We start from the raw sequence: 24,968 nt of genomic DNA on the forward strand, positions 1-24,968 counted from the left end.
TTCTACTATATAGTTATGATAGTAAGAAAAGGAGAACAAACGACATGATTTTTATATATCCTGCGGTTTTCCGCAAAAAAGAAGACGGCCGTTACCACGCATTTTTCCCGGATCTGGAATGCTGTGAGGCCTCCGGCGATACGCTGGACGACGCTATCGATAATGCCAATGATGCCGCCAAGACCTGGATCGGCGTAGAACTGGAAGAAGACGATCCGGTTCTGCCCCACGTCTCTGATATAGAAGATATCGAGACCTCTGACGGCGACATTGTCCGCAATATTTCTATCAATATCCGCTTTTACGAAGGCTGGGACGAATAATTTCTCTTAAAAAACAGGAGACATCTAAGTATGAAAAGAAGTCCAATCTAATTTTTAAGTACACCTCTATTGGAATCTCCAGTCACCATCTGAATGGTGACTGTTTGTTGTACTTGAAAATGAGAAAGAACTTTTATTATGAAAAGAAATCTATGGATCATGTACGCCATTGCCCTCCTGCAGGGTATGGTTTTCTACGGCCCTATTGCCACCCTGTACCGGCAGGCACACGGGCTCACCATCTTTCAGATCACTTTGATCGAGAGTATCTCCCTTTCACTCTTAATCCTGCTGGAAATCCCCTGGGGGATCATCGCAGACAAGATCGGCTGCCGCCATACGATCATCTTTTGTTCCGCACTCTACTTAATTTCCAAAATTATATTCTGGAAAGCGGATGGATTCGCCGGTTTTCTGGTAGAACGCATTATGCTAAGTGTGGTAGAATCCGGCTTTTCCGGTGTGGATTCCACGATCCTTTATCTCTCCTGCGGTCAGAAGAACAGCCAGAAGGTCTTTGGTGTTTATCATAGCATGAGTATGGCCGGGCTGTTGTTTGCCGCCGGTGTCTATGCAATGGTTGTGCAGGATCATTACCCCCTTGCCGGTTTTCTTACCGTGATCAGCTACGGAGGCGCCGCTTTTCTTTCCCTCTTTCTGACGGATGTCCGGATTCACAGCGTGAAAAAAACAGACACAGAACCTTTCCGGGTCACAATAAAAAAGGCAATGAAGAACCGTTCGCTGCTTCTGTTCCTCATTGCAGCTGCGCTGTTATCTGAAACCCATCAGACCATCACAGTATTCCTGAATCAATTGCAATACCAAAAATGCGGCCTGTCCGGCTCCTCCATCGGACTCCTCTTTGTGGCAGCTACCCTGCTGGGACTTTTGGGATTCTGTTCCTCCTCTGTCACCGGACGGCTGGGAATCTGCAGCTCCCTTCTGCTTTTTTGCAGCATGGCAGCCGCTTCCTGCCTTACCCTGGCAGCGACCCGTCTGGCTTTTCCGTCTGCGGCGGCCATCCTGATCCTCAGATTCAGCAATACTTTATTCCAGCCCCTACTGACCGAAATTCAGAACCGGCAGATCCGGACAGACAACCGCGCCACTGCTCTTAGCGTCAATTCTATGCTGCTCAACAGTGTGGCAATCGGAACAAATCTTGTCTTCGGCGCACTGGCAGGCCGGAAACATGCATAGAATGAGTTGACTTTTCTCCGATTCTTTTTATACTGTTATTGAATTGATTTTTATTTATCTAAACCGATAGGAACGATCAGAAAGGAATCTTTATGTCTCAAATACCAATCACCCCAAATCATATGAATGTTTACTGGCATGATTATGTCGACCGGCAAAAAGACCTGCCTGTCACCCAGGCAGGTCTCCACGAAAAATCTGCTTTTATCGGAAGAGCCGGTCTGATGCTGCTTTCCTGCGGCACCGGAGCCTGGAGAGTTCGGAGCGCCATGAATACTCTTGCGGCTGCACTCTCTGTTACCTGTACCGCAAATATCGGGCTTCTTTCTATTGACTATACCTGTTTTGACGGGAAGGAATCCGTCTCTCATTCTTTAAGCCTTTCCAGCACCGGCGTCAACACCTCCAAACTGGACCGGCTGGAACGATTTATCAAAGACTTTGCAGAAAACGGAAAAAATCTCAGTATTGAGGAACTCCACTTACGTATGGATGAGATTGAAAAAATCCGGGGACATTATACCCCTCTGATGCAGGGACTGGCATCCGCCATGGCCTGCTGCGCATTCTGTTTCCTGCTGGGCGGAGGCATTGTGGAGATGATCTGCACCTTTCTAGGCGCCGGAGCCGGCAATTACCTTCGGGCAAAACTGAATCAGCGTAAATACACCCTGTTTCTGTGTATCACCGCTTCTGTCGCCCTGGCCTGTCTGGTCTATGCAGCCGCCATGCAGCTTTGTGAATGGCTTTTTGCCATTCCTGCCGCCCATGAAGCCGGATATATCTGTTCTATGTTATTTATTATTCCCGGTTTTCCTTTCATCACCAGCGGCATCGACCTGGCCAAGCAGGACATGCGTTCCGGTATGGAACGGTTAATCTACGCTGTGATGATCATCGTGGTTGCCACTGTTACGGCATGGGCTATGGCGCTTCTTCTCAATTTGCAGCCGGAGGAATTCCCTTCTTTTGTTGTTCCTCCTGTCGCACTTTTTTTCCTGCGACTGATCGCCAGCTTTTGCGGAGTCTTCGGCTTTTCCATCATGTTTAACAGCCCGGTCCGTCTTGCTGCGACCGCAGCTTTTATCGGCATGATCGCAAATACGCTCCGCCTGGAAATGGTTGATCTGGCAGATTGTCCCCCGGCTATGGCTGCCTTCCTGGGTTCCCTTACGGCCGGACTTCTTGCCTCACTGTTGCAGAAACCTCTGGGCTTCCCCAGAATCTCTATTACAGTACCCTCTATCGTGATCATGGTGCCGGGACTTTATCTGTACCGGGCGGTCTATAATCTGGGAGAGATGTATCTGGGTGACTCTGCCTCCTGGCTTGCTTCTGCTCTCCTGATCGTCCTCGCCCTGCCGCTTGGCCTTATTTTCGCCCGGATCATCACCGACCGGTCTTTCCGTCACTGTAGTTAATTTTTAACGGAAATATCCATGGATTACAGTCAATTTTCAGGATAGATTCCGCATAAAATCTATGTTATAGTGGATATGTTATGGTGTCTGGAAAAATGCGGATTTTTACCCCGACACCTAATGAAAATGATGAAAAATGAGGTATGAAATGAGCGAAAAACCATCCAAAAACAGCCCCATGTTATTTGCATACCGGATCCTCCAGGGTGCTCTGATCGGTCTTGGCGCCGTTCTCCCCGGTATCTCCGGCGGAGTGTTAAGCGTAATCTTCGGTATCTATAAACCGATCATGGAGCTGTTATCTAATCCTTTTAAGAATTTTAAAACTCACGTCCCTCCGCTGATCCCGGTATTTATCGGCGGTGTGATCGGATTTCTCGGGATTGCCAATCTGCTGGCCTTTTTCCTGAACAAATATCCGGATCCGTCCGTGTGTCTCTTTGTCGGACTGATCACCGGCATGCTGCCTTCTCTGTTCCGGGAAGCAGGAGAAAAAGGCGTCGCCAGAGGCTCCTATCTTTCTCTTGTCGTCTGCATGATCGTGATCTTCTCTTTGCTGACCGGCTTAAATGCGGCTTCCGTAGAGATTGAACCAAACTTTATCTCCTATCTCTTCTGCGGATTCTGTCTGGCTTTAAGTGTGATCGCCCCGGGCATGAGCTTTTCCACGCTACTGATGCCTCTTGGCCTGTACACACCTTTTGTAGACGGCATCGGTCATCTGGACTTTCAGGTAATGATCCCGGGCGGGATCGGCGCTGTTGTCACAGTAATCTGCCTCGCAAAAGCCATCAACGCATTATTTGAACATTTTTATTCCCTGGCATTCCACGGGATCGTAGGAATTGTAATCGCGGCTACTGTTATGATCATTCCGTTTTCCAGCTTTACTGCTTCCGTAAGCGGATGCATCATCAACATCATCTGCCTTGTGGCAGGTGTGATCGCAGCCCTTCTTCTGGATAAATTTAACAGCCGTGTAGAAGTAAAATAAGTTTATTTCCTGCTTCCTGGCAGGAATACTATACAAAGGAATGAAAAGGAGACTATCCACATGAACACAAATCCATCTGTTAAAAAAGGCCGCGCGTCCGTTTTTGAACTGAACGGTGTCCCGTCTCTGGGGCAGGCGCTGCCACTGGCTATGCAGCATGTTGTTGCCATGATCGTGGGCTGTGTCACCCCATCCATCATTGTAGCAGGAGTCGCAGGCGTCAGCCCTTCTGACCGGGTGATCCTGATCCAGGCGGCCCTGTTCTGCTCTGCCATCAGTACACTGTTACAGCTCTTCCCCTTTATCCGATTCGGAAATATGCAGCTGGGAAGCGCGCTTCCTGTGATCCTCGGCATCAGCTTTGCCTATGTGCCAAGTATGCAGGCCATTGCCGGAACCTATGACATTGCCACCATCCTGGGAGCTCAGGTAGTCGGCGGTGTCGTCGCCATCATTGTAGGCTTCTGCATCCGGAAGATCCGTGTACTGTTTCCACCTCTGGTAACCGGAACCGTGGTCTTTACCATCGGACTTTCTCTGTATCCGACTGCAGTCAACTACATGGCAGGCGGAACCTCCAGCGAAAGTTACGGTTCCTGGCAGAACTGGCTGGTAGCATTCTTCACTCTGGCTGTTGTAACGGGCCTGAACCACTTTGCCAAAGGATTTTTAAAGCTGGCTTCCATTCTGATAGGTATTGTAGCTGGATACATCCTGGCTGTTCCTTTTGGTCTGGTGGATCTTTCCGGCGTACAGTCCGCAGGAATCTTCCAGCTTCCGCAGCCGCTGCATTTTTCCATCAGCTTTGAACCCTCTGCCTGCGTGGCCATTGGCCTTTTGTTTGCCATCAACTCTATTCAGGCCATCGGAGATTTTTCTGCGACCACTTCCGGAAGTATGAACCGCATGCCGGATAACAAAGAACTGCAGGGCGGCATCATTATGTATGGCATCAGCAATATCCTGTGTGCGTTCTTTGGCGGACTGCCGACTGCCACCTACAGCCAGAATGTGGGCATCGTTACCACCACAAAAGTTATTAACCGGTGCGTCCTTGGACTGGCAGCCATCATCCTGATGATCGCCGGTTTTGTGCCTAAGTTTTCCGGTCTTCTGACCACCATCCCGCAGTGCGTGCTGGGCGGCGCTACGATCTCTGTCTTCGCCTCCATCGCCATGACCGGGATCAAGCTGATCTTCCAGGAGGAAATGAATTTCCGCAACACATCCATTGTCGGACTGTCCGTTGCTCTTGGAATGGGCATTACCCAGGCTTCCGAATCCCTGGCTGCCTTCCCCGAATGGGTCACCACGGTATTTGGAAGTTCCCCGGTAGTGGTAGCCACACTGATGGCCATCCTGCTGAACGTGATCCTTCCAAAAGAAGAAAAGCAAAAGTAAGAAAAACGCTGAGGCCATAAGGCTTCAGCGTTTTTTGTATACTTATCTTTTATCATATCAACATCCTATCCCAGTCCATGACACTCCAGCCAATCCATCAAAAGCGGCTTTTCTTCCCGGATCCTATGCGCCCGGATCCGGAACGCACCAATAGTAAACAGAGTAAATACTGCCGCCAGGATCAGAAGATAGACCAGACATCCCCGGATACTTTCCCCGCCGCTGATGGTACTCCGGAAAGCCTGTACGGTATACGTAAAAGGTACCCATCCATGAAGGGCCGGCACGAAGCTGCCGGAAACTTCCAACGGGTAGGTCCCGGCCGATCCCGCCAGCTGTACCACCATAAAGATCAGCATCAGAAAGCTTCCTGCCTTCCCGAACAGATCAGTAAAGAAATACATAATAGACATAAATGCTACAGAAGCCACACAGGCTGTCAGAATGGTTTCTCCCCATCTGGCAGGTGCAAATCCGTCAAATAGATGGAGCGCGCCCAGCATTACCAATGCCTGCAAAACTGCTACCGTATAGAGTACTGTAGCCTTGCTGCGCCACCATGCTTTTCCGGAGCGTAATTTTCCACTGTAGCTGTTCAAAGGATACATCAGACTAAAGGCAATGCAACCGACCCAAAGTCCCACTGACATCATGTAGGGAGCCATCGCGTGTCCGTTATTGGGCATATCTGTCATCTGGCTTTCTCTGGTATCCACCGGAGCCGCAACCATCTCCGCTGCATTATCACCTGTGTTGGCCTTTCTAACCTTATCTGTCCCCTCTTTTAACCCTGAAGCCAGAGCATCTGCTCCATCCTGTACCTTTAAAAGCCCTGTACTAAGCTGCCCGCTTCCGTCTCTTAACTGTTCTGCGCCTGTATGGATCTTTTCTGCTCCTTTGGTAAGCTCATTCGCACCGGTTACCAGCTTGGGAGATGCTCCATTTAGCTGTTCTGCTCCGTTCGCCAGAGAAGATGAACCCAGTTTCAATGACCTGATGCCATTTTCAGCCTGCTGTGCGGATGCAGCAAAAGTTTCCATCCCTGATGCAAGAGCGGCGCTTCCGTCTGCCGCCTGATCTACCCCCGCTGTATAAGTCTGCACGCCGTCTGCCAACGCAGCCGATTTTTCTTCCAGCACCTTCGCCTGCGATGCCAGCGTCTGCATGCCTTCTGTCGAATTCGATGCCGCCGACAAGAGATCCCCTGCCTGGGAAAGTGCGGTCTGAGCCTGGGAAACCTGGCTGCTCACAGTCTGAGCGCTTTGATAATTAACCTGGGCTTCCTGAAGCGCTTGCCGGGCCAGCGCTGCCAACTGTTCTGTATCTTTCGCCTCCGCGGCTGCTTCGATCTGTCCTGCCAGATAGGAGGGATCCGACGCAGCCGGCGCCCCGCCGAGTGCAGCGGAAGTTTCCTTCATCTGCTGCGCATAACCTGACAGATCCGAAGAAGCAGGTATCTGGGAAAGGGCCCCCGAAAATGCAGCCATTCCTTCACTCAGCGAACGGGCTCCATCTGCCAGTGCCTGAGATTGTCCGTGGCTTTCTCCCACAATGGCCTGCAGTCCGTCATTCAAGGTAGCTGCTCCGTTTTTCAGGCTCCCGGCTCCATCTGAAAGCTGTCCGGCAGCATCGGCCAGTTTCCCTGCCCCCTCGTCCAGCTCCCTTGCGCCGTCTCCTGCTGCCTCTACCCCTCGGGTATATTCCTTCAGCCCTTCTGTCAGGGCCTCTCCTCCGTTTTGAAAGGTCAGAGTACTCTCCGCCAAAATCCCCAGATTTTCTGCCAGCCTGTCACTTCCGGAAACCGCTTCTTTTGCTCCGTCTGCCAGCTGGCCGCTTCCATCCGCGGCTTCCGCCATCCCGTCTCCGGCCTCTCTGATACTGTCAAACATAACTTTTGCATAAACAGTAGTCACTTTCTCCCGGACAGAGTTTTCCATACTCTTCATTGCCGTTTCGCTCATTTTAGAAGCAATATAGTTGGTTCCCGGATTCGTCTCATAAGAAAGTTCCATTTTTTTCGGATTTTCACTTGTAACAGTGGCCGCATTTGCCGAAAAATCTTCCGGGATCGTAATCACCATGTAGCATTTCCCGTCTGCCAGCCACTGTTTCGCCGTTTTTTCATCTGTAAAGCGAAAATCCAGGGAATCGTCCTCTTTTAGCTTCTCCGTCAGTTCCTCCCCGATCTTCATCTCCTTCCCTTCATAATAAGCAGCCTGATCCTGATTGACCACTGCAACAGGAAGCTTGTCTGCCTTTCCATATGGATCCCACATAGACCCCAAAAATAAGGTTGTGTAGATAGATGGGATCGCGATGACTGCAATAACCACCAATAAAAGTATTTTGTTATGGAAAAGTTTCTTCCACTCCTGTCTGACCATGTTTATTTTCCCCTTTCTGTCAGTTGAAAGACATCATTTCTATTAATAGACATCATGTTGATTTTTAGAACCGATTGCATTATACTGAACAAAAGAAAAGGAAGCAACCATCAGATATGGGAGCTAACGTCGGATAATCGACACATCTCTGTTCCCATGTCGGTTGTTTATGAAATTTTAAGAATCTGTGGAGGAAAAAATGAATCCAAAAGACAGAAGAGTCCGGAAAACCAAGACACAACTGGAAAATGGGCTTGCCGGACTTCTGAGGGAAAAAGCGATTAATGAAATCACTGTAACAGAACTGACCGAACGGGTTGATATCAACCGCTCAACTTTCTATCTTCACTACCGCGATATTTATGATATGATGGAAAGCATTGAAAATGAACTGGTGGAAAAGATCGAGGAGCTGATCCAGGCACGCCCGGTCAGCCCCTTCGGAGAAAACAGTTTTCCTTTTATTGAGGACATCTTTGCCATTCTGGCAGAAAATAAAGCGATCTGCGCCGCGCTTTTAGGTCCTAACGGAGACATTGCCTTTCTCCACCGGATCGAAGCCATCTTGTCAAAACACAGCCTGAAAGTACTCGAAGCAACCTTTCCTGACCGGTCAGATGACCTTAAGTACTCTTACGCTTTCTGCCTCTCCGGCTGTGTCGGCCTCATCAAGACCTGGCTGGCTGCCGCCTTCCCGGAAAACCCGGAGCATATGGCAAAGCTGACATTCCGGCTTATCACGAATGCACTGGCAGAACAGCGTTGATCTTTCCCCTACAGATCAAACAGTGACAGCTGGTTGGACTCCGGCAGATCACCCAGAAGACCCAGCTCTCCCATATAATCAATCACCGTCTTACTTGCCTTGGTCCGCTGGCGGAAATCGTCTCTGGACAGATAGGGTCCGTCCTTGGCCGCCTCTTCTACCGCTTCCGCCGCTTTCTCACCCATGCCGTCGATGCTGACAAAGGGCGGCATCAGTTTCCCGTCAATAATCTGGAACTTGGTCGCCTTCGCCCGGTAGATATCAATGGGCAGAAATTCATATCCTCTGGCATACATTTCCTGCACGATATGCATATCCTTCATGGTATCCTGCTCTTTCTTGCTTAAGCTATTGGAACGGCGGTTGTAATCGTCGATATATTTCTGCAGAACTTCTTTTCCCTGGCACATGATCTCATAGGAAAAGGCGTCGGCACGGATTCCGAAATAGGCTCCATAATAGGCCAGCGGATAGTTGATCTTACAGTACGCGATACGGTATGCCATCATCACATAGGCTGCCGCATGAGCCTTCGGGAACATGTACTTGATCTTTTCGCAGGACCAGATATACCAGTCCGGCACCCCATGCTCCGCCATCTCTTTCTTAAAGTCCGGCCACTCCTTGCATTTTCCTTTTGCCACGGCTCCCTTCCGGACACGCTCCATAATGGTAAAGGATTCCTCACTGTCCAGGCCCTGATTGATCAGATAAGTCATGATATCGTCACGGGTACAGATGGCCGTGGAAATCGTGGCTTTTCCGCTGCGGATCAACTCCTGGGCGTTGTTCAGCCACACATCCGTCCCATGAGACAGTCCGGAGATCCGGATCAGATCGGAAAGGGTTTGTGGCTTGGTGTCTACTACCATCTGGATAACGAAATCCGTTCCAAATTCCGGAATCCCGAGGCACCCCACCGGGCAGCCGCCAATGTCGTCCGGCTTAATGCCAAGAGCCGAGGTGTCGTGAAATAAAGACATCACGCCGGGATCGTCCAGAGGGATCTTCGTTGCTTCAAACCGGTGGTCTGTTTCATTGTATTCATTATCCATAGCCGGAGAACTGATATACTCTTCCAGTGTCTTGATCATAGTCGGATCATCGTGTCCCAGAATATCCAGTTTCAGCAGGTTGTGGTCAATGGAATGGTAATCAAAATGGGTGGTGACGATGTCCGTTGTCGTATCGTTGGCCGGATGCTGCACCGGTGTAAAGGAGTTGATCTCCTCTCCCAGCGGCAGCACGATGATTCCGCCCGGATGCTGTCCGGTACTCCTGCGGATCCCGGTACATCCCTGAACGATCCGGTCAATCTCACAGTTTCGTTTTCCCTGTCCCCGTTCTTCATAATAATTCTTCACATATCCGAACGCGGTCTTGTCCGCCAGGGTGGCAATCGTCCCGGCCCGGTAGGTCTGTCCGGCTCCGAAGATAACCTCCGTGTATTTATGAGCATTACTCTGATAATCGCCAGAGAAATTCAGGTCAATATCCGGTTCCTTATTTCCTTTAAATCCCAGGAAGGTCTCAAAGGGGATATCAAAACCGTCCTTTGTAAGCGGCTCCCCGCAGACCGGGCACAGCTTATCCGGCATATCCCAGCCGCAGCCTCCCGCATAGGCCCTGACTTCTTCGGAATCAAAGTCGCTGTAATGACATTTTTTGCAGTAATAGTGAGGGCTTAAGGGATTGACCTCTGTGATTCCCGCCATGGTGGCAACAAAAGAAGATCCTACGGATCCCCGGGAACCTACCAGATATCCGTCCTCATTGGACTTCCACACCAGCTTCTGGGCAATGATATACATGACCGCAAATCCATTGGAAATGATGGAATTCAGTTCTCTTTCCAGACGTTCCGTTACCACCTCCGGCAGTGGATCTCCATACATGGAATGGGCTTTATTATAACAGATCTCTCTTAACTGCTTATCCGAATCCGGAATCACCGGCGGACACTTGTCCGGCCGGATGGGCGTGATCTTTTCGATCATATCCGCGATCTTATTTGGATTCTCGATGACGATCTCTCTGGCTTTCGCAGAGCCCAGGTATTCAAATTCCTCCAGCATCTCATCCGTGGTATGCAGATACAAAGGCGCCTGTTCATCAGCGTCTGAAAAACCTTTTCCTGCCATAATGATCCGCCGGTAGACTTCATCCTCCGGATCCATAAAATGTACGTCGCAGGTGGCAACCACAGGCTTTGCGAACTGTTCTCCCAGCTTTACGATCCGGCGGTTCAGATTACGGATGTCTTCCACAGAATTTACGTTTCTGACACGGTCACTGTCGATCATGAACCGGTTATTTCCCACCGGCTGGATCTCCAGATAATCATAAAAGCTGACGATCTTTGCAATCCTGGCATCAGACTTTTCACTCAGCAGAGCCTGATAAAGTTCTCCTGCCTCGCAGGCGCTTCCCACCAGCAGGCCTTCCCGGTATCTGGAAAGTACACTTTTCGGGATCCTGGGTCTTCTGGCATAATATTCCAGATGAGACTTGGAGATCAGGGTATACAGATTCACCCGCCCCACTTCATTGCAGGCCAGGATGATCACATGATACGTGGGAAGTTTTTTCACCACATTTTCACTCTGGGTCCCGAAATGATTCAGCTTCGTCAGATCGTGGATCCCTTTGTCCTTTAACATGTGTACAAATTTTACAAAGATCTCTGCGGTCGCTCCCGCGTCATCCACCGCCCGGTGATGATTCTCCAGCGAAATATTCAAAGCATTTGCCACAATGTTCAGCTTAAACTTGGACAATGTGGGCAGAAGCATCCTGGCAAGCGCCACGGTATCCACAGAGGTAAAATCCGGCATCAGGTCCAGATAGCGCATATTCTGCTCCAGAAATCCCACGTCAAAGGACGCGTTGTGCGCCACCAGCACCGCATCTCCGATAAATGCAAGGAATTCCGGTAATACCACTTCAATCCCCGGCGCATCCATGACCATCTGGTCTGTGATGCTGGTCAGCCGGGTAATCTCAAAGGGAACCGGTATCCCGGGATTCACAAAAGTGCTGAACCGGTCCGTGATCTTTCCATCCTCAACCTTCACGGCTCCGATCTCAATAATCTTATCTTTGACAGGACTAAATCCGGTAGTCTCCAGGTCAAATACCACGTAGGTTCCATCCAGAGACTGCCCTTTTTCGTTGACAGCCACGTCCGTCAGATCATCCACCAGATACCCTTCCACTCCATAGATGATTTTAAACGGATCGTCTTTATCCAGCGTTTCTATGTAATGATTCGCGTCCGGAAAGGACTGGGCCACTCCGTGATCGGTAATGGCGATGGCCTTGTGCCCCCAGTCGTGGGCCCGCTTTACCAGGTCTTTTACTTCGGACACTCCATCCATGTCACTCATTTTCGTATGACAATGAAGCTCTACCCGCTTTTCCGGCGCCGTATCCTGTCTGGACTGGGTAAAATCACTGATCTTGCGGATTCCGGTGACAGAAGCGATCCCCAGTTCCCTGTCAAATTTATCAATGGCTGTTACGCCCTTAATCTTTAAGAACGCCCCTGGCTTGATCTCTGCCAGGATATCCGGAAGCTGTTCATTTTTCACAAACATTTTCACCATGATCGTATCCGTAAAATCTGTCACCGCATACATAACAATGGTTTTTTCATTTCGGATTTCTCTGGTATCAAAGCTGATCACCTTCCCGTGGATTGTGATTTCTCCCATTTCCGTCACTACCTGTGACAGTTCGATCGGTTCATCATCAAAATCCCGGCCATAGATCAGGTTCGGATCGTCACTCTGGCGCTTTGCGCTGTAATAAGAGCCTTTATAATCGCTCCTTTTTCCTTTTTGTTTCTGAGTTCCGCCAGAAGCTGTGGCAGCTTCCTTCTTTTCTTCCTGCCTCCTGGCTTCTTTTTCCTCCCGAAGGGCTTTCCTCTGCCTGCGGATAGCGTCTACTTCCAGCTTCAGCTTCTCGTCATTATATTTGAGTTTACTGTCTTTTTGCTCCTCAAAGATCACCCGCACTTCAATCGGACGGTGAAAGCGTTCTTCAAACACGCCGGTCAGATACTGGGTCAGGGCTTCTCTTCTGCCCTGTGCTACGATCGTATCCGTCATTCTCAGCAGAAGGATATTCTCATCCTCAAAAGAATACTCTCCGCTTTGCAGCATGTTCCGCTCTACAACACTTTTTTCATTCAGTTCCAGGAGAAAACTGTCATAGTACTCCCGCATCAGATTTTCCGGCGTATACTGTCCGGACAATTCATACTCTTCCAGAATCTCCACCCGGATCCGGCTTCTGGCAAAAAGCTGATCCTTAAGCAGATCTTCCACCTCGTAAATGTGCTGTTTCTGGATCAGATGCCGGCTGAAAAGATGTATGCGGACATAATCCCTGGCTGAATTTGTGACCACCTTCGTCACCTTTGTGGATTCAAACAGCATCCACAAGTCATCATTCAGTTTTAACGTAGGAAATACTTCAAAAAACGGTTTACTCATTCCAGTGCAGCAGCTCCTGTTTTAATGTTTCCAATAACTCTTCTTCTTTCACTTTTTTTATGATCTCGCCTTTTTTAATCAGCAGTCCTTCTCCGATCCCGCCGGCAATGCCGATATCCGCCTCTTTTGCTTCCCCAGGCCCATTGACTACGCAGCCCATAACCGCTACTTTTATGTCGTCAAGAGGAATATCCTGCACCATCTCTTCCACCTGGTTGGCAAGACCGATAAGATCAATCTTTGTTCTGCCACAGGTAGGGCAGGACACGACTTCAATACCGCCTTTGCGAAGGCCCAGTGTCTTTAAGATCAATCTGGCGGACTTGATCTCTTCCACCGGAGAGCCGGTAAGAGACACGCGGATCGTATCTCCGATCCCCTGTGACAGAATCAGTCCAAGACCAATGGAGGACTTGATATTCCCGGCCAGCAAAGTGCCGGATTCTGTAATCCCCACATGCAGCGGATACGGGCAGACTTCCGCGATCCGTTCATGGGCGCGGACGCACATCATGACGTCCGAAGACTTAATGCTGACTACAAGCTGGTCATATCCCATATCTTCAATCATATGTACTTTTTCCAGTGCGCTCTCCACCAGGCCTTCCGCCGTGACTCCTCCGTATTTTTCCACCAGCCGTTTTTCCAGAGAACCGCTGTTTACGCCGACCCGGATAGGCACATGATATGCCTTCGCCTTTTCTACTACGGCGCGCACTTTTGTCTCATCTCCGATATTACCGGGATTGATCCGGATCTTGTCTGCTCCGTGCTCAATAGCCGCGATCGCAAGACGATAATCAAAATGAATATCTGCCACCAGCGGAATATGGATCTGCTTTTTGATCTCTGCAAGGCTTTCCGCCGCTTCCATGGTAGGAACCGCGCAGCGGATGATCTCGCAGCCGGCTTTTTCAAGGGCAAGAATCTGTCCCACCGTAGCCGCCACGTCTTCTGTTCTGGTATTCGTCATAGACTGGATCGCTACCGGATTTCCGCCGCCGATGACGCGGCTGCCGATCTTTATCTTTTTTGTCTGTTCTCTTGTAATCATATGCGCCTCTCCTTTTGCTCAAAAACCCCGCATCTTAAAATGCGGGGTATTTGGTTTCTATTATTTTTCTGTAAATACAAATTGTTCGCCATACTCGCGTTCTGTCAGGGTCAGTTCCTCCTGATCCACACTGTAATCAAAGGATGTTGTCACGGGACTCAGTGCATTTTCCAACATTTCTTCCGTGTACAGACCTTCCGATCCCTCGGCAATTGCTCTTAACTCTTCCTCATCATACGAAATGGAAATATTCTTATCGTCCTTATCCAGCGTATACGTCATGGGAATCTCTACCTTGCCGCCTTCTGAAAACTCCGGAAGCACTGCGGTCACCTCGCCGCTTCCCTGAAACTTCAGTTCCAGGCTGCCATCTTCATTTACCCAGCTTCCCTCCACCGGATTAGTCGTAAAAAGCTTCGTCAAAAGAAAAATTGCTATAAGTACGATCAGCACAGACGACACTATCGTGGCGATCCTCCAGATCTTACTGCGCATAGCTTCATCGTTTTTTTCAATCATCATTTATCTTATCCTTTCGGTTTCTTTTTTTATTATATAGTCTTTCCCGGAAGGTGTCAACGTCAGTCAGAAGCCCAGGCATGGAAAGCTACCCTTCCACCTCCACGATCAGATAGAATCCTTTTTCTGTCTTCTCGATCTTTCGGATCACGCCTTTTCTTGCCCGGATCCGTTCGCCGGTCCGGTAGATCCCGGACATGGCAACCGAAGGTTCCACCAGATAAGTATACTGGCCAGTCACCGCGCTTCTTTCACTGATCTCTACTTCCTGGCCTTCTTCCACCAGTCCTTCCCGTTCCATCTTAAATCTTTCCTGCCTCATATCTGGATCTCCTTTCCTTTTGTTCCGTTCTGCAACATTTCCGCAACACTTTGTTGATATTCAGCACATTGTGTGTTCTTTATCGCCACACTTGGTAAAATATACCAAATTGTTAATATTCACCGAAATACAGAGGAGGAACGGCATCATGTCCTTTGCCGAAAAATTAAAACAACTTCGTCTGCAGAACAATTTAACACAGGAAGCGCTCGGAAAACGAATGAATGTTTCCCGGTCTACCATTGCCGGTTATGAAACAAAGAACCGTCAGCCATCTTATGAAAAGCTGACGGCGCTTGCCTCTCTTTTTCGTGTACCGGTGGATTACCTTCTGGACGAAGAAGATGAGCCGGTCCAGTTATCTGTGTCCCGCACCGGAATTCCTTCCAGCGCCGATACCATTATCCTCTCCCGATACCGCAGACTTTCTGCCCGTTCCAAAGAGGAAATGCTGGATTTTCTCCAGTTCCTTGAATTCCGCGACCGGAAAAAGCACTGAGATATATCCTTATTCTTTCACAAATCTGTGATAAATATAAGCGTTTGCCTCTTTTTCTTCCTGGTCATCCAGCGGAGCAAGTTCCGCGCTGCCATACTTTCTCTCAAGCGCTCTTTTTAGCAGCCAGTCGCAAACCTCTGGATTCTTTGGAAGCAGCGGGCCATGCAGATAGGTGCCGATCACATTTTTGTATACCACACCTTCATATCCGCTCTCCCCGTCGTTTCCATATCCGTAGAGGACTTTCCCAAAAGGCTGATTCTCACCGATAAAAGTTCTTCCTCCATGGTTTTCAAATCCTACCACCGGCATGCTGGTCAGCCCGCTTTGCAAAACAATATTATCGATCAGCCGTCCTTCTCCCTGTTCTGTATAAATGTCTACCAGATGAAGTCCCTCGATCACACCGTCTTCCGTCTTATAATAATTTCCAAGAAGCTGATAACCGCCGCATACCGCGATCACCACGCCTCCGTCTTCTACATATTCTTTGAAATCCTTCTGGATCTTTTGAAGATTTTTGCAGACAATCGCCTGCTCCCTGTCAGAACCGCCTCCCAGAAGTACGATATCCAGCCCGGAAAAGTCAATCTCATCCCCGGTGTTAAATTCAATCGTCTCTGCCTCGATCCCTCTCCACCGACATCTTTCCATCATACAGGCGATATTTCCCCTGTCACCGTAAAGATTCAGAAGATCCGGATAAAGATGTCCGATCACGATTTTTTTCTGTGTATCTCCCATTATCCGTTTTCCTCCAGTCTTTTTAATATATTTCTGGTGCCAAAAAGCGCCGTGTAATTTACCAGCACGTACAGATTTCCGCATCCGTCTTTGATCCGGCTGCGGATTGCCGTTTCTATATCTGCTTCAAGCAGAGAAGAAATATTGACATACTTCATCCGAAGCCGCATATCCTGACAACGGATGCCGCTGACAGTGATCGAATGGATGTTGTCCTCTTTAAACCGGTCAAAATCCACATCCCAAAGCCAGGAAACATCAATACCGTCCTGGGCGTTATCATTAATCACAATTATGATATCTTTCTCGGAAGGGTCCTGCATCACGGCAGAGATATTCTGGTTGAATCCTGCCGGGTTTTTCGCCAGGTTCAATACAACTCTGGTCCCTTCGATCTGAAATTCTTCCATCCGTCCATTCTCCGGATGGAAATTCTGCAGCATCTGATTAAAGTGATCGGGTCTGATCCCTCCGGTCCGGATGGCTGCATAAGCCGCAAGAATATTGTATACATTATAAAACCCTTTATAATTTGCAAGGATCTTCTCTTCTCCCACCGTAAACGCAAGGGTATCGCCCACCTCTACGTTTTCCGCGTCAAAATCCAGCGGAGGCCGGCGAAAATCACATCCCGTGCAGACATAGTCGCCAAGCTGACTGTAATGGTAGAAATGATATTGCAGCAGGGCTCCGCATTTTTTACAGAACCGTCCTTCCCGGATCTCATGAGACTGGCTGTCATCCATGACCTTCTGCCCGATGCCGTAAGTCACATAAGGATTCCCGCTGTCCATGGCAAGAAATGCAGACAGCGCATCGTCTCCATTGACGATCACCTTCATCTTCGGCGCGCTCTGCATCACCTTTTTCAGAATGTTCATGGTAATATCAATCTCGCCGTACCGGTCCAGCTGATCCCGGAATAAATTGGTCAGCACCATGTAATCCGGCTTGAAATGGGGAAAGACTCTCCGTGTGGATGCCTCATCAATCTCAATACAGGCATAATCCGCCTTCAAGTTTCCTCCCAGGCCCGCCGCCAGGGCAAACGCCGCAGCCACACCATTTAACATGTTGGATCCGGTGTGATTACAGACCACCCGGTATCCTTCCGCTTCCAGCGCAGCGCACAGCATATTGTTGGTCGTGGTCTTGCCATTTGTCCCGCAGACAATAAAAATATCCTTCTTCACCTGCGAGGCCAGTGTCCGTAAAATAGACGGATCCAGCCGGAGCGCGATCTTTCCCGCCCAGGTTACCCCCTGGCGGTGAAAGATATGCACACTGATTTTTTCTGCCAGTTTTGCCGCCCATACGGCAGTCATCCTGCGTAATCTCATAATTTCTAAGCTTCCTTTATCATTTTTGTAATATTTTCCGGATCCGGCATGGAGCGGATCGCACCCTTCTTCATGGTGATCAGGGCTGCGCCGGCATTTGCATAGGTCAGGATCTCTCCCAGTACTTCCTCATTCATACCGTCCATTCCATGCGTCAGAAGGCCGTGGATCGCACATCCGCAGAAGGTATCACCTGCGCCGGTAGTCTCAATAGCCTTTACTGTAAAGCCTTTCTTTTCCACCCGGAGATCCTGATAGTAGGCACGGCTTCCTTCTTTTCCCATGGTCAGGAAGATCAGCGGAATATGATATTTTTCCTGAAGGATCCGAATGCCTTCGTCATAATCTTCTTTGCCGGTTACAAACTGGATCTCATTATCGGAGATTTTCAGCATATCGCAGTACCGGAATCCGTACTCCATCATCTCTTTCGCCATATCCAGGCTGTCCCAGAGCGGCGGTCTCAAATTCGGATCAAAAGTGATCAGACATCCGGCGGCTTTTGCCGTTTCAAGCGCTTTCTTTGTTGCAGAGCGCACCGGCTCGTCTGTCATAGACAGCGTTCCGAAATGAAAAACTTTCGACTGGCGGATCAGTTCATAATCCACTTCCTCTTCTGATAACATCATATCTGCCCCCGGCTTCCGGTAAAAAGAAAACTCGCGGTCGCCATCCGGGAATGTATGTACAAATGCAAGTGTGGTATGGATCTCCCGGTCAAGAAGCAGGCCTTTTGTCTCAATTCCCAGTTCGTCGATGGTATCCCTTAACAGACGGCCAAACTGGTCTTCTCCTACCTTCCCGATAAATGCGGTCTTTCTTCCCAGCTTATTCAGCATCGCCAGCACATTACAGGGCGCGCCTCCCGGGCAGGCTTCAAACAGGTTGTTTCCCTGGTCGCTCTGACCATTTAATGTAAAGTCGATCAACATCTCGCCCATAGCCGTTACATCATATACTTTTTCCATACCCTAATCTCCTTATCCATTTTTATTTTTTATTTTAGCATATCGCCTGGGAAATGAAAACCAACGGACTAGCGCTCTTCCATATATTTTTTCAGTGCTGTAAACAAGGTTTCCATTTCTTCTCTGGTTCCGACTGTAATGCGGAGATAATCCTCGATCCGCTTGCTTCCCCAGAACCTTACATATATTTTTTGTTTCTTTAGAAACTCAAACAAATCTTTCCCACTGTATTTTGGATGTCTGACAAAAAGAAAGTTTGCTCTGGAATCTGTCAGTTCAAATCCCATTCCTGCCAGCTCTTTTTTTGCCCACTCTCTGGTCTGAATGATCTTCTGAAGATTTTCCTCAAAATATGCCCGGTCTTTCACCGCTTCTGCTCCGCAGATCAAAGCCGTCTGATTCATGGTGTAGGAATTAAACGAGTATTTGGCATCATTGAGATACCGGATCAGTTCCGGATTGCTGATGGCATATCCCACCCGCATGCCTGCCATAGACCGCGCTTTGGAAAAAGTCTGCACCACGATCAGATTATCATATCTGTCGATCAGTTCCATGGCCGACCGGCCTGCAAAGTCCACATACGCCTCGTCCACTATTACAACCACATCCTGGTTGTGAGCGATAATATCCTCCACCTGGTCAAGTTCCAGATAGATTCCTGTGGGCGCATTGGGGTTTGGAAAAATAACCCCTCCATTTTCCGGATAATAATCTTCTTTCCGGATCCGGAAATCCTCATCCAGCGCTTTGCACTCATAGGGAATCCTGTAAAGATCCGCCCAGACTTTATAAAACGAATACGTCACATCCGGAAAAAAGATGGGTTTCCCGGAGTTAAAAAAGGTCAGAAAGCACATGGACAGAACATCATCCGACCCCACTCCCACAAACACCTGCTCCGGACTCACCCCGTAAAATTCCGCCAGGGCATCCACCAGCACTTCCGCCGTCGGATCCGGATAGAGCCGGAGCCTTCCTAAGTCCATCTCCTCCAGCGCCTTTGCCACGCCCGGAGCCGGCGGATATGGATTTTCATTTGTATTCAGTTTGACCACCTGCTCCTGGGGCTGTTCCCCTGGGACGTAAGGCTCTACCTTCCTTATGTTTTTTTCAAATGCCTTCATAGTCCACATCCTCTTTAGAAATATTTCTTTGCCAGTTCCCGGAATTTCGGAAGCGAATTCACGATGGTTTCATATGACACACAATAAGCCAGGCGCACATATCCCGGGCATCCAAAAGAACTTCCCGGAACCATCAGGATATGGAATTCCTTTCCGTCGGCGCAGAACTGTTTCTCATCTTCGACCGGAGACTTTACAAACAGATAAAATGCGCCTTCCGGCTTAATGCATGCAAAACCGCATTCCTTTAACCCGTTATACAGAGTTTCCCTGTTCCTGTCATAAAATCCGATATCTGTCTTTTCATGAAGGCATTTTGCCACCAGTTTCTGCTGCAGAGTCGGCGCATTGACAAAGCCCAGGATCCTGGTCGCCACATTAGCCGCTGATCTCAGATCTTCACTGTCTGTCACCTCATCCGGGATGACCAGATATCCGATCCGTTCTCCGGGCAGGGATAACGATTTGCTGTAGGAATAGCCCACGATCGTATTTGCATAGTATTTTGTCAGATACGGCACTGCCACTCCGTCATATACCAGTTCCCGGTAAGGCTCATCGGAAATCAGATAAATATCCGTTCCGTATTCCTTCTGCTTCCGTTCCATGATGGCCGCCATTTCTTTAATGGTCTCTTCGGAATATACCACACCGGTCGGATTATTAGGAGTGTTTACGATCACAGCTTTGGTCTTTGGAGTGATCTTCTGTTCGAATTCCGCAAGTTTTGGCTGGAAAGTCTCTGTATCCGGCGAGATTTCCACCAGAACGCCGTCATAATTATTGGTATAGGACCGGTATTCTCCAAAATACGGGGCAAATACGATAACCTCATCCCCCGGATTGATCAGAGACTTTAAGATCACGTTCAGTCCCCCCGCGGCTCCCACCGTCATAATAATATTCTCTCCTGTAAATGTTGTGTCGAACCGTTCATTTATGGATTCCGCCACTGCCTCTCTTACATCGGCATATCCGCTGTTGCTGTTGGTATATCCATGAAGTACCACCGGATCGCTGTCATTGACCAGTTCGACAATCGCGTTCTTTACTGCTTCCGGAGCCGGGACATTGGGATTCCCCAGACTGAAATCATAGACATTTTCAGCGCCGTACAGCTTTGCCATACGATTTCCTTCCTCAAACATCGCCCGGATCGCCGAGCTGTTGGCTACCATATTTTTCATCTTTTCCGCGATCATTTTTTCTCTCTCCTTTTTCTTTATATCTGTTGACTTGCATCACTCTTTTTCTGTAACCTTGCCCTTTTCTACCAGGAATACCGGCCGGTAGGAAAGCTTGGCCTTCCGAAGCCCCTCCGCTCCGGTGTCCTCCTCCCGGTTCACATACTGGTAATCCATGCATTCATGCTCCACAAACTGTTGATTGATCATAGGATATGCTCCCTGAATATCAGCAAACGCTTTCTCTATGTGAACCACAAAGGTATCCGGACAGATCGGTTCTCCGATCGTAAATGCCACTACCTCTCCGTCAATCCTGAGAATTCCTCCTGTAAGCTTCAATTCTTCAAACAAGCGCAGAGAATTTAAGGTCACGCAGATCTCTCCACGTTTTTCCGGATCGTCCTCGCATCCATTTTCATTTCTCCATTTGAGCGCCATCTGGAAGCAGTCTTCCAAGTTATCTTTTGTAAGCTTTTCATAACTCCACCGGCCCTCATAAAGAGATTTGAACTTATTAATGTGATTCCGCTTCCCGTGCAGTTTCTTCCCCGCCAGGGTTGCAAGCTTCTCGCTTTCGTATACGTAATCCGCGCTGTCACGATCATACTCAATCTGAAATCTGCCGGGATACCATTCCTCCAGCTGCGCGAAATATTCGGGAGTCACATTGTAAAGAGTAAATGGCCAGCCTTTTTCTTTGCTATATTCCATCAGTACTTCCAGGGCTTTTTTCACCTGCTGCGGTTCTCCCGCCGGGTATGCGTAAGATAAATGAGTCTCATCCTCACTCTTGAACACCAGTGCGTCTTCCACAACCGCCCAGGTTACCGGGTATTGCCGGGACCAGAGGTATACATTAGCAAAGGTCCTCTCACAGCTTCTGCTGGTATGATGTTCAAAATAATGGGTAATGATCTCCCGGTCGGCAAGCTCCGGTCGTTTAAACGGTATTTCTGTCATAAAATATTCTACCTTCTTTTCATGAATGTTAACAGTTGCCTATATACGCTCAATAGTATAACACATTTTGCCGGCATTTTTAAAAGTCCTTTTTACTTTTTTATAAAAATTAATAAGAATCAGGATCTCAGCCTTGGAGATCCTGATTCTTTCAACATTAATTTCACTCTCAATCTATTCTTTTCTATTACTCTACTGTAATAGTAATTGTCGGCACGCCTTCTTCCATGCTCCACTGCAAACTGGCCACTCCGTTCCATGTAGTTGTCATATGATTCTTATTTTCACAGATTCCCGTTCCGGTCATACCCAGTACTTCATTACCCGCTTCTGCCACACCTTCATAGAACTCTTTACTTTCTGCTTTATAAGATTTGTCCGGATAGGTGTATTTCCAGGTAATAGAATCTACTCTATCATTTCCCATCTCAGCCATAACCGGCGCCATAGTACTGAATACACCACACCGCTCCGGCGCATAGTACTTTTTATTTCCTACTTCCTTTTCCGGATCCCACATTCTGTCATGTAAAGCCTGCTCACTGGATCTTGCCAGTTCCTGCAAAGACAACCATCCATCTTTTGCATAGTCCAGAGACGGAGCCGGTCCACACTCTCTACTCATCTCAACAGTATCATCCTGAGCCTTTGAAGCCGTGCCGGTTGTGGTAAAGGTTTCCTTCGCTCCCTGATATTCTACGTTGTCATAGATTACATAAAACTGATAGGAATACTCTGTTCCAGGTGTCAGTGTTACTCCAAGTTCTCCGGTAAAATCATACCAGATATTGAATCTGCTCTCATTTCTGGAACAATTTTCTTCATGACGTTTGATCAGGCTGCCATTGCTGTCATAAATGTAACATCCAACTTTTTTCACATGAAGCCTTTCCGGATTGTTGACCTTTGTATGGATTACTGCGTTCGTATCATAACGTTCCAAACTGTGATAATTGAAAGAAAAATCATGATAGACCTGCTGCTTATTTCCGCTATTTCCATTATTACCGTTCCAGGTAAAATAGCTGTAACGACTGTCTCCAAGTTCAGCTTTAGCTCCGACCCACGCTTTGTTATAATCGCCGTTCCATGCATTCTGCTGGATCAGTGTTACCGTATTACCATTAACTTCTTTTACAATCGCCCAGTGTACACTCTGATTATCCCGCAGGATATCGCCCACCTTCGGGCTATTTGTTTCCGTAAAACTCCCCTGGTCTATTTGGGGAACAGAAGTCGTAGAGTTCAGACCATAGACATCTCTTCCATAGACATCTCTGTAAAACCGTTTAACAAATGCCGCGCAGGAATAGGTGGTGTCAGTATTTGTTCCAGAATTATATGGCTCATACAAGGCATCAACCTTCACACCGTTTACTGTAATACTGTCTACTGCGCCTCCTGCGATCGACACAAAAGACCCATTGCTCATCTTGGCTTCTGCTGTACCCGGCACTGCAGTAAGTCCGATGATCACAGCCGCTGCCGCAATCCCCATCTTCATTCCCATTGCTTTCCATCCTTTTTTTACCATTTCTTTCTTTAACATCACAATTTCCTCCTAATTCTTATTTTCTGATTTTCCTGTTTGTTTCAATTGCTTTGTTATTCTTGATGATTTTATGATAAATCACAGTTTTGCAAATTTGTTTTTCAGCTTTTACGAAGCTTGGAAAAACAGCTTCCTGCCATTAAAAAGCTTTCCCTGATTCCTTCTGCCGTGTCCGGATAACAGGTCGTATTCTCTTTTCGGATCCCGGTATCCTCTGCCAGCTTTATCATCTCCATGTCCGTCCCAAAGAACAGGATCACCCAGCCCTTCTTCTGTCTTTCTTCGATCAACTCCTTAATCTGCTGTGCGCCATACTGCACACTGGCATTTTCCATCCCATCTGTAATAATGAAAACCAGTACTTTCTCCTCATAATCCCCTTCTCTTCCTTCCAGGAGGCTGTCTGTCTGGTTGAAAACTTTTCCTATGGCATCAAACAGCGCCGTGTTTCCTCCTATATAATATTCCCGCTCCTTAAGCTCTTTTACCTCCCGAACCGGCGTGTGACTATAGAGAACCTCACACTGATCGCTGAATAATGCTGTCGTAATGTACGCCTCCCCGGATTCCTTTTTTTGTCTTTCCAGCATCTGATTAAAGCTTCCGATGGTATCTTTTCGTTTTCTATACATAGATCCGCTTCTGTCCAATATACAAACCATTTCTGTTGCTTTCTTTTTCATCTCTTTTCCTCCTCGTATAAAATGAAATCCTCGTGTTCATCTGTGATTTCATTCTAAATCTCAAATAAAAAAATCTGTGTCTGGGACGCGAAACACAAATTTGCAAAACTGTGGTTTATCATAAAATCATCAAGAAACACAAACACCGGCTGCGCCGGATGTCAAGGAGGAAATGATTATGAAAAAAGAATTTATAAAAGGATTATTATTTGTAACAGCACTCACAATTGCGACTCCGGTCACTACATTCGCAAAAGAGCACGAAATTCTTGCTTCCAGCGACACAAAAGTAATCTCAGAAAAAAAAATTGAAAAATTATCCGACTGGGAACTTCGGGCGGCACGCTATGAAATCACTGCAAGACATGGAAAAGAAGTATATTCCGAAGACATGAAAGAATATTTTGAAGGAACCGGCTGGTATCAGCCTGTAGAAACTTATGATCCGTCCTGCCTGTCCGAAATCGAGCAGCAAAACTTAGACAATCTCTATAGAAAAGATCTTTCCCGCCGCCAGGAAGATGCAAAAGAACGATTTGAAGAAAACCAGCGAATTTCCGAAAGCGGAGACGTACAGGTCATGTCTTCTTCCTACGTATATATCGAAAGCCCTCTGTACTACGAAGACATGGTAGGCACCTGGGTAGACAACACCGATCCGGATCATCCGACTGTCCTGAAGATCCGGGAAGATAATGGAACCTTTTACGGACACTACAGCTGGTTCACTCCAGGCAATGAAATCGGCATCGGCTTCGCCAACACCTACACCGAATGGGGAAAATGGGACGGATACCTGGATGTGACTTGCGAAAACGGATACCTGTCTTTCCATAACACAACAGACCCTGCCTCCACAATTTTCGCAAACTTCCAGTATGATGTCATGAACGATTCACTCGTAGAGATTAGCAGCTATGGCATCAGCCATACCTTTACCAAAGACGACACATTTGAATATACATTGTAAACTATTACGTGACTGGGGACGGGGGATTTTTAAAAATCCCCCGTCCCCAGTCACG

At 48.1% G+C, this 24,968-nt stretch carries 21 protein-coding genes; 8 read left to right on the top strand and 13 right to left on the bottom strand.

Features of this window, described 5'->3' with window-relative positions; genetic code table 11:
- The first annotated feature begins 44 nt into the window (after positions 1-44).
- From H6A13_RS09690 to H6A13_RS09710, 5 genes are all read left to right on the top strand, one after another.
- Positions 45-323, top strand: coding sequence for a type II toxin-antitoxin system HicB family antitoxin (locus tag H6A13_RS09690; RefSeq protein WP_204909390.1), 279 nt, complete (start codon positions 45-47; stop codon positions 321-323).
- Between the two features lie 138 nt (positions 324-461).
- Entirely contained in the window at positions 462-1,526 is a 1,065-nt protein-coding gene (locus H6A13_RS09695; protein WP_204909391.1) for an MFS transporter, read from the top strand.
- A gap of 92 nt (positions 1,527-1,618) precedes the next feature.
- On the top strand, positions 1,619-2,947 hold the full coding sequence (locus H6A13_RS09700; protein WP_204909392.1) for a threonine/serine exporter family protein: 1,329 nt from the start codon (positions 1,619-1,621) through the stop codon (positions 2,945-2,947).
- A 148-nt stretch (positions 2,948-3,095) separates the two neighbouring features.
- A complete protein-coding gene (locus H6A13_RS09705; protein ID WP_204909393.1) occupies positions 3,096-3,941 on the top strand; it encodes a DUF368 domain-containing protein in 846 nt (281 codons plus the stop codon).
- A gap of 60 nt (positions 3,942-4,001) precedes the next feature.
- Positions 4,002-5,342 carry a uracil-xanthine permease family protein gene (locus H6A13_RS09710; RefSeq protein ID WP_204909394.1) on the top strand — a complete coding sequence of 447 codons (1,341 nt, stop codon included), beginning with the start codon at positions 4,002-4,004 and terminating at the stop codon, positions 5,340-5,342.
- 65 nt (positions 5,343-5,407) lie between these two features.
- On the opposite strand, the gene H6A13_RS09715 is transcribed toward H6A13_RS09710, so the two are convergent.
- Positions 5,408-7,726, bottom strand: coding sequence for a YhgE/Pip domain-containing protein (locus H6A13_RS09715; protein ID WP_204909395.1), 2,319 nt, complete (start codon positions 7,724-7,726; stop codon positions 5,408-5,410).
- Positions 7,727-7,925: 199 nt separating this feature from the next.
- Here H6A13_RS09715 and H6A13_RS09720 point away from each other — a divergent pair, with 199 nt between their 5' ends.
- Positions 7,926-8,492 (top strand): TetR/AcrR family transcriptional regulator, encoded by a 567-nt coding sequence (locus H6A13_RS09720; RefSeq protein ID WP_207751882.1) that lies wholly within the window; start codon positions 7,926-7,928, stop codon positions 8,490-8,492.
- Positions 8,493-8,500: 8 nt separating this feature from the next.
- Here the strand turns inward: H6A13_RS09720 and H6A13_RS09725 are convergent, their stop codons facing one another.
- The 4 genes from H6A13_RS09725 to H6A13_RS09740 all read right to left on the bottom strand — a co-directional run bounded on the left by H6A13_RS09725 (position 8,501) and on the right by H6A13_RS09740 (position 14,883).
- The gene (locus H6A13_RS09725; RefSeq protein WP_204909397.1) at positions 8,501-12,988 is read right to left on the bottom strand and encodes a PolC-type DNA polymerase III; all 4,488 of its coding nucleotides are present in this window, start codon (positions 12,986-12,988) and stop codon (positions 8,501-8,503) included.
- Complete coding sequence (gene ispG, locus H6A13_RS09730) at positions 12,981-14,042, bottom strand: flavodoxin-dependent (E)-4-hydroxy-3-methylbut-2-enyl-diphosphate synthase (RefSeq protein WP_207751883.1); 1,062 nt, start codon at positions 14,040-14,042, stop codon at positions 12,981-12,983. Before ispG ends, H6A13_RS09725 begins: the two co-directional genes overlap by 8 nt.
- A 60-nt stretch (positions 14,043-14,102) precedes the next feature.
- Complete coding sequence (locus H6A13_RS09735) at positions 14,103-14,564, bottom strand: hypothetical protein (RefSeq protein WP_204909398.1); 462 nt, start codon at positions 14,562-14,564, stop codon at positions 14,103-14,105.
- 85 nt (positions 14,565-14,649) lie between these two features.
- Complete coding sequence (locus tag H6A13_RS09740) at positions 14,650-14,883, bottom strand: hypothetical protein (protein ID WP_204909399.1); 234 nt, start codon at positions 14,881-14,883, stop codon at positions 14,650-14,652.
- 148 nt (positions 14,884-15,031) lie between these two features.
- Here H6A13_RS09740 and H6A13_RS09745 point away from each other — a divergent pair, with 148 nt between their 5' ends.
- On the top strand, positions 15,032-15,382 hold the full coding sequence (locus H6A13_RS09745; protein ID WP_204909400.1) for a helix-turn-helix domain-containing protein: 351 nt from the start codon (positions 15,032-15,034) through the stop codon (positions 15,380-15,382).
- 9 nt (positions 15,383-15,391) lie between these two features.
- Here the strand turns inward: H6A13_RS09745 and H6A13_RS09750 are convergent, their stop codons facing one another.
- From H6A13_RS09750 to H6A13_RS09785, 8 genes are all read right to left on the bottom strand, one after another.
- Positions 15,392-16,126: a type 1 glutamine amidotransferase gene (locus H6A13_RS09750; protein ID WP_204909401.1), complete on the bottom strand. Its 735-nt coding sequence runs from the start codon at positions 16,124-16,126 to the stop codon at positions 15,392-15,394.
- Entirely contained in the window at positions 16,126-17,466 is a 1,341-nt protein-coding gene (locus H6A13_RS09755) for a MurT ligase domain-containing protein (RefSeq protein WP_204909402.1), read from the bottom strand. The genes H6A13_RS09750 and H6A13_RS09755 overlap by 1 nt, the downstream gene beginning before the upstream one ends.
- 5 nt (positions 17,467-17,471) lie before the next feature.
- Complete coding sequence (locus H6A13_RS09760) at positions 17,472-18,434, bottom strand: carbohydrate kinase family protein (protein WP_204909403.1); 963 nt, start codon at positions 18,432-18,434, stop codon at positions 17,472-17,474.
- A gap of 68 nt (positions 18,435-18,502) precedes the next feature.
- The gene (hisC, locus tag H6A13_RS09765) at positions 18,503-19,561 is read right to left on the bottom strand and encodes a histidinol-phosphate transaminase (protein WP_204909404.1); all 1,059 of its coding nucleotides are present in this window, start codon (positions 19,559-19,561) and stop codon (positions 18,503-18,505) included.
- 14 nt (positions 19,562-19,575) lie between these two features.
- Positions 19,576-20,763, bottom strand: a complete 1,188-nt coding sequence (locus H6A13_RS09770; protein WP_204909405.1) for a pyridoxal phosphate-dependent aminotransferase — start codon at positions 20,761-20,763, stop codon at positions 19,576-19,578.
- A gap of 39 nt (positions 20,764-20,802) precedes the next feature.
- Positions 20,803-21,708 (bottom strand): DUF2156 domain-containing protein, encoded by a 906-nt coding sequence (locus tag H6A13_RS09775; protein WP_204909406.1) that lies wholly within the window; start codon positions 21,706-21,708, stop codon positions 20,803-20,805.
- A gap of 187 nt (positions 21,709-21,895) precedes the next feature.
- On the bottom strand, positions 21,896-23,257 hold the full coding sequence (locus H6A13_RS09780; protein ID WP_204909407.1) for a hypothetical protein: 1,362 nt from the start codon (positions 23,255-23,257) through the stop codon (positions 21,896-21,898).
- Positions 23,258-23,361: 104 nt separating this feature from the next.
- Positions 23,362-23,943 (bottom strand): vWA domain-containing protein, encoded by a 582-nt coding sequence (locus tag H6A13_RS09785; RefSeq protein ID WP_204909408.1) that lies wholly within the window; start codon positions 23,941-23,943, stop codon positions 23,362-23,364.
- Positions 23,944-24,121: 178 nt separating this feature from the next.
- On the opposite strand from H6A13_RS09785, the gene H6A13_RS09790 reads away from it, so the two are divergent.
- The gene (locus H6A13_RS09790; protein ID WP_204909409.1) at positions 24,122-24,913 is read left to right on the top strand and encodes a YARHG domain-containing protein; all 792 of its coding nucleotides are present in this window, start codon (positions 24,122-24,124) and stop codon (positions 24,911-24,913) included.
- Positions 24,914-24,968 lie beyond the last annotated feature (55 nt).

Source organism: Mordavella massiliensis, from assembly GCF_016902415.1.
Lineage (GTDB): Bacteria > Bacillota > Clostridia > Lachnospirales > Lachnospiraceae > Merdimonas > Merdimonas faecigallinarum.

Bases quoted from the DNA above. Each gene is read 5' to 3' on its own strand.
- H6A13_RS09705 (WP_204909393.1), top strand. From the start codon at position 3,096: ATGAGCGAAAAACCATCCAAAAACAGCCCCATGTTATTTGCATACCGG.
- H6A13_RS09725 (WP_204909397.1), bottom strand. From the start codon at position 12,988: ATGAGTAAACCGTTTTTTGAAGTATTTCCTACGTTAAAACTGAATGAT.
- H6A13_RS09790 (WP_204909409.1), top strand. From the start codon at position 24,122: ATGAAAAAAGAATTTATAAAAGGATTATTATTTGTAACAGCACTCACA.
- H6A13_RS09785 (WP_204909408.1), bottom strand. From the start codon at position 23,943: ATGAAAAAGAAAGCAACAGAAATGGTTTGTATATTGGACAGAAGCGGA.
- H6A13_RS09755 (WP_204909402.1), bottom strand. From the start codon at position 17,466: ATGAGATTACGCAGGATGACTGCCGTATGGGCGGCAAAACTGGCAGAA.
- H6A13_RS09750 (WP_204909401.1), bottom strand. From the start codon at position 16,126: ATGGGAGATACACAGAAAAAAATCGTGATCGGACATCTTTATCCGGAT.
- H6A13_RS09745 (WP_204909400.1), top strand. From the start codon at position 15,032: ATGTCCTTTGCCGAAAAATTAAAACAACTTCGTCTGCAGAACAATTTA.
- H6A13_RS09735 (WP_204909398.1), bottom strand. From the start codon at position 14,564: ATGATGATTGAAAAAAACGATGAAGCTATGCGCAGTAAGATCTGGAGG.
- H6A13_RS09720 (WP_207751882.1), top strand. From the start codon at position 7,926: ATGAATCCAAAAGACAGAAGAGTCCGGAAAACCAAGACACAACTGGAA.
- H6A13_RS09770 (WP_204909405.1), bottom strand. From the start codon at position 20,763: ATGATCGCGGAAAAGATGAAAAATATGGTAGCCAACAGCTCGGCGATC.
- H6A13_RS09715 (WP_204909395.1), bottom strand. From the start codon at position 7,726: ATGGTCAGACAGGAGTGGAAGAAACTTTTCCATAACAAAATACTTTTA.
- H6A13_RS09775 (WP_204909406.1), bottom strand. From the start codon at position 21,708: ATGACAGAAATACCGTTTAAACGACCGGAGCTTGCCGACCGGGAGATC.
- H6A13_RS09700 (WP_204909392.1), top strand. From the start codon at position 1,619: ATGTCTCAAATACCAATCACCCCAAATCATATGAATGTTTACTGGCAT.
- H6A13_RS09760 (WP_204909403.1), bottom strand. From the start codon at position 18,434: ATGGAAAAAGTATATGATGTAACGGCTATGGGCGAGATGTTGATCGAC.
- H6A13_RS09740 (WP_204909399.1), bottom strand. From the start codon at position 14,883: ATGAGGCAGGAAAGATTTAAGATGGAACGGGAAGGACTGGTGGAAGAA.
- H6A13_RS09690 (WP_204909390.1), top strand. From the start codon at position 45: ATGATTTTTATATATCCTGCGGTTTTCCGCAAAAAAGAAGACGGCCGT.
- H6A13_RS09780 (WP_204909407.1), bottom strand. From the start codon at position 23,257: ATGTTAAAGAAAGAAATGGTAAAAAAAGGATGGAAAGCAATGGGAATG.
- hisC (WP_204909404.1), bottom strand. From the start codon at position 19,561: ATGAAGGCATTTGAAAAAAACATAAGGAAGGTAGAGCCTTACGTCCCA.
- ispG (WP_207751883.1), bottom strand. From the start codon at position 14,042: ATGATTACAAGAGAACAGACAAAAAAGATAAAGATCGGCAGCCGCGTC.
- H6A13_RS09710 (WP_204909394.1), top strand. From the start codon at position 4,002: ATGAACACAAATCCATCTGTTAAAAAAGGCCGCGCGTCCGTTTTTGAA.
- H6A13_RS09695 (WP_204909391.1), top strand. From the start codon at position 462: ATGAAAAGAAATCTATGGATCATGTACGCCATTGCCCTCCTGCAGGGT.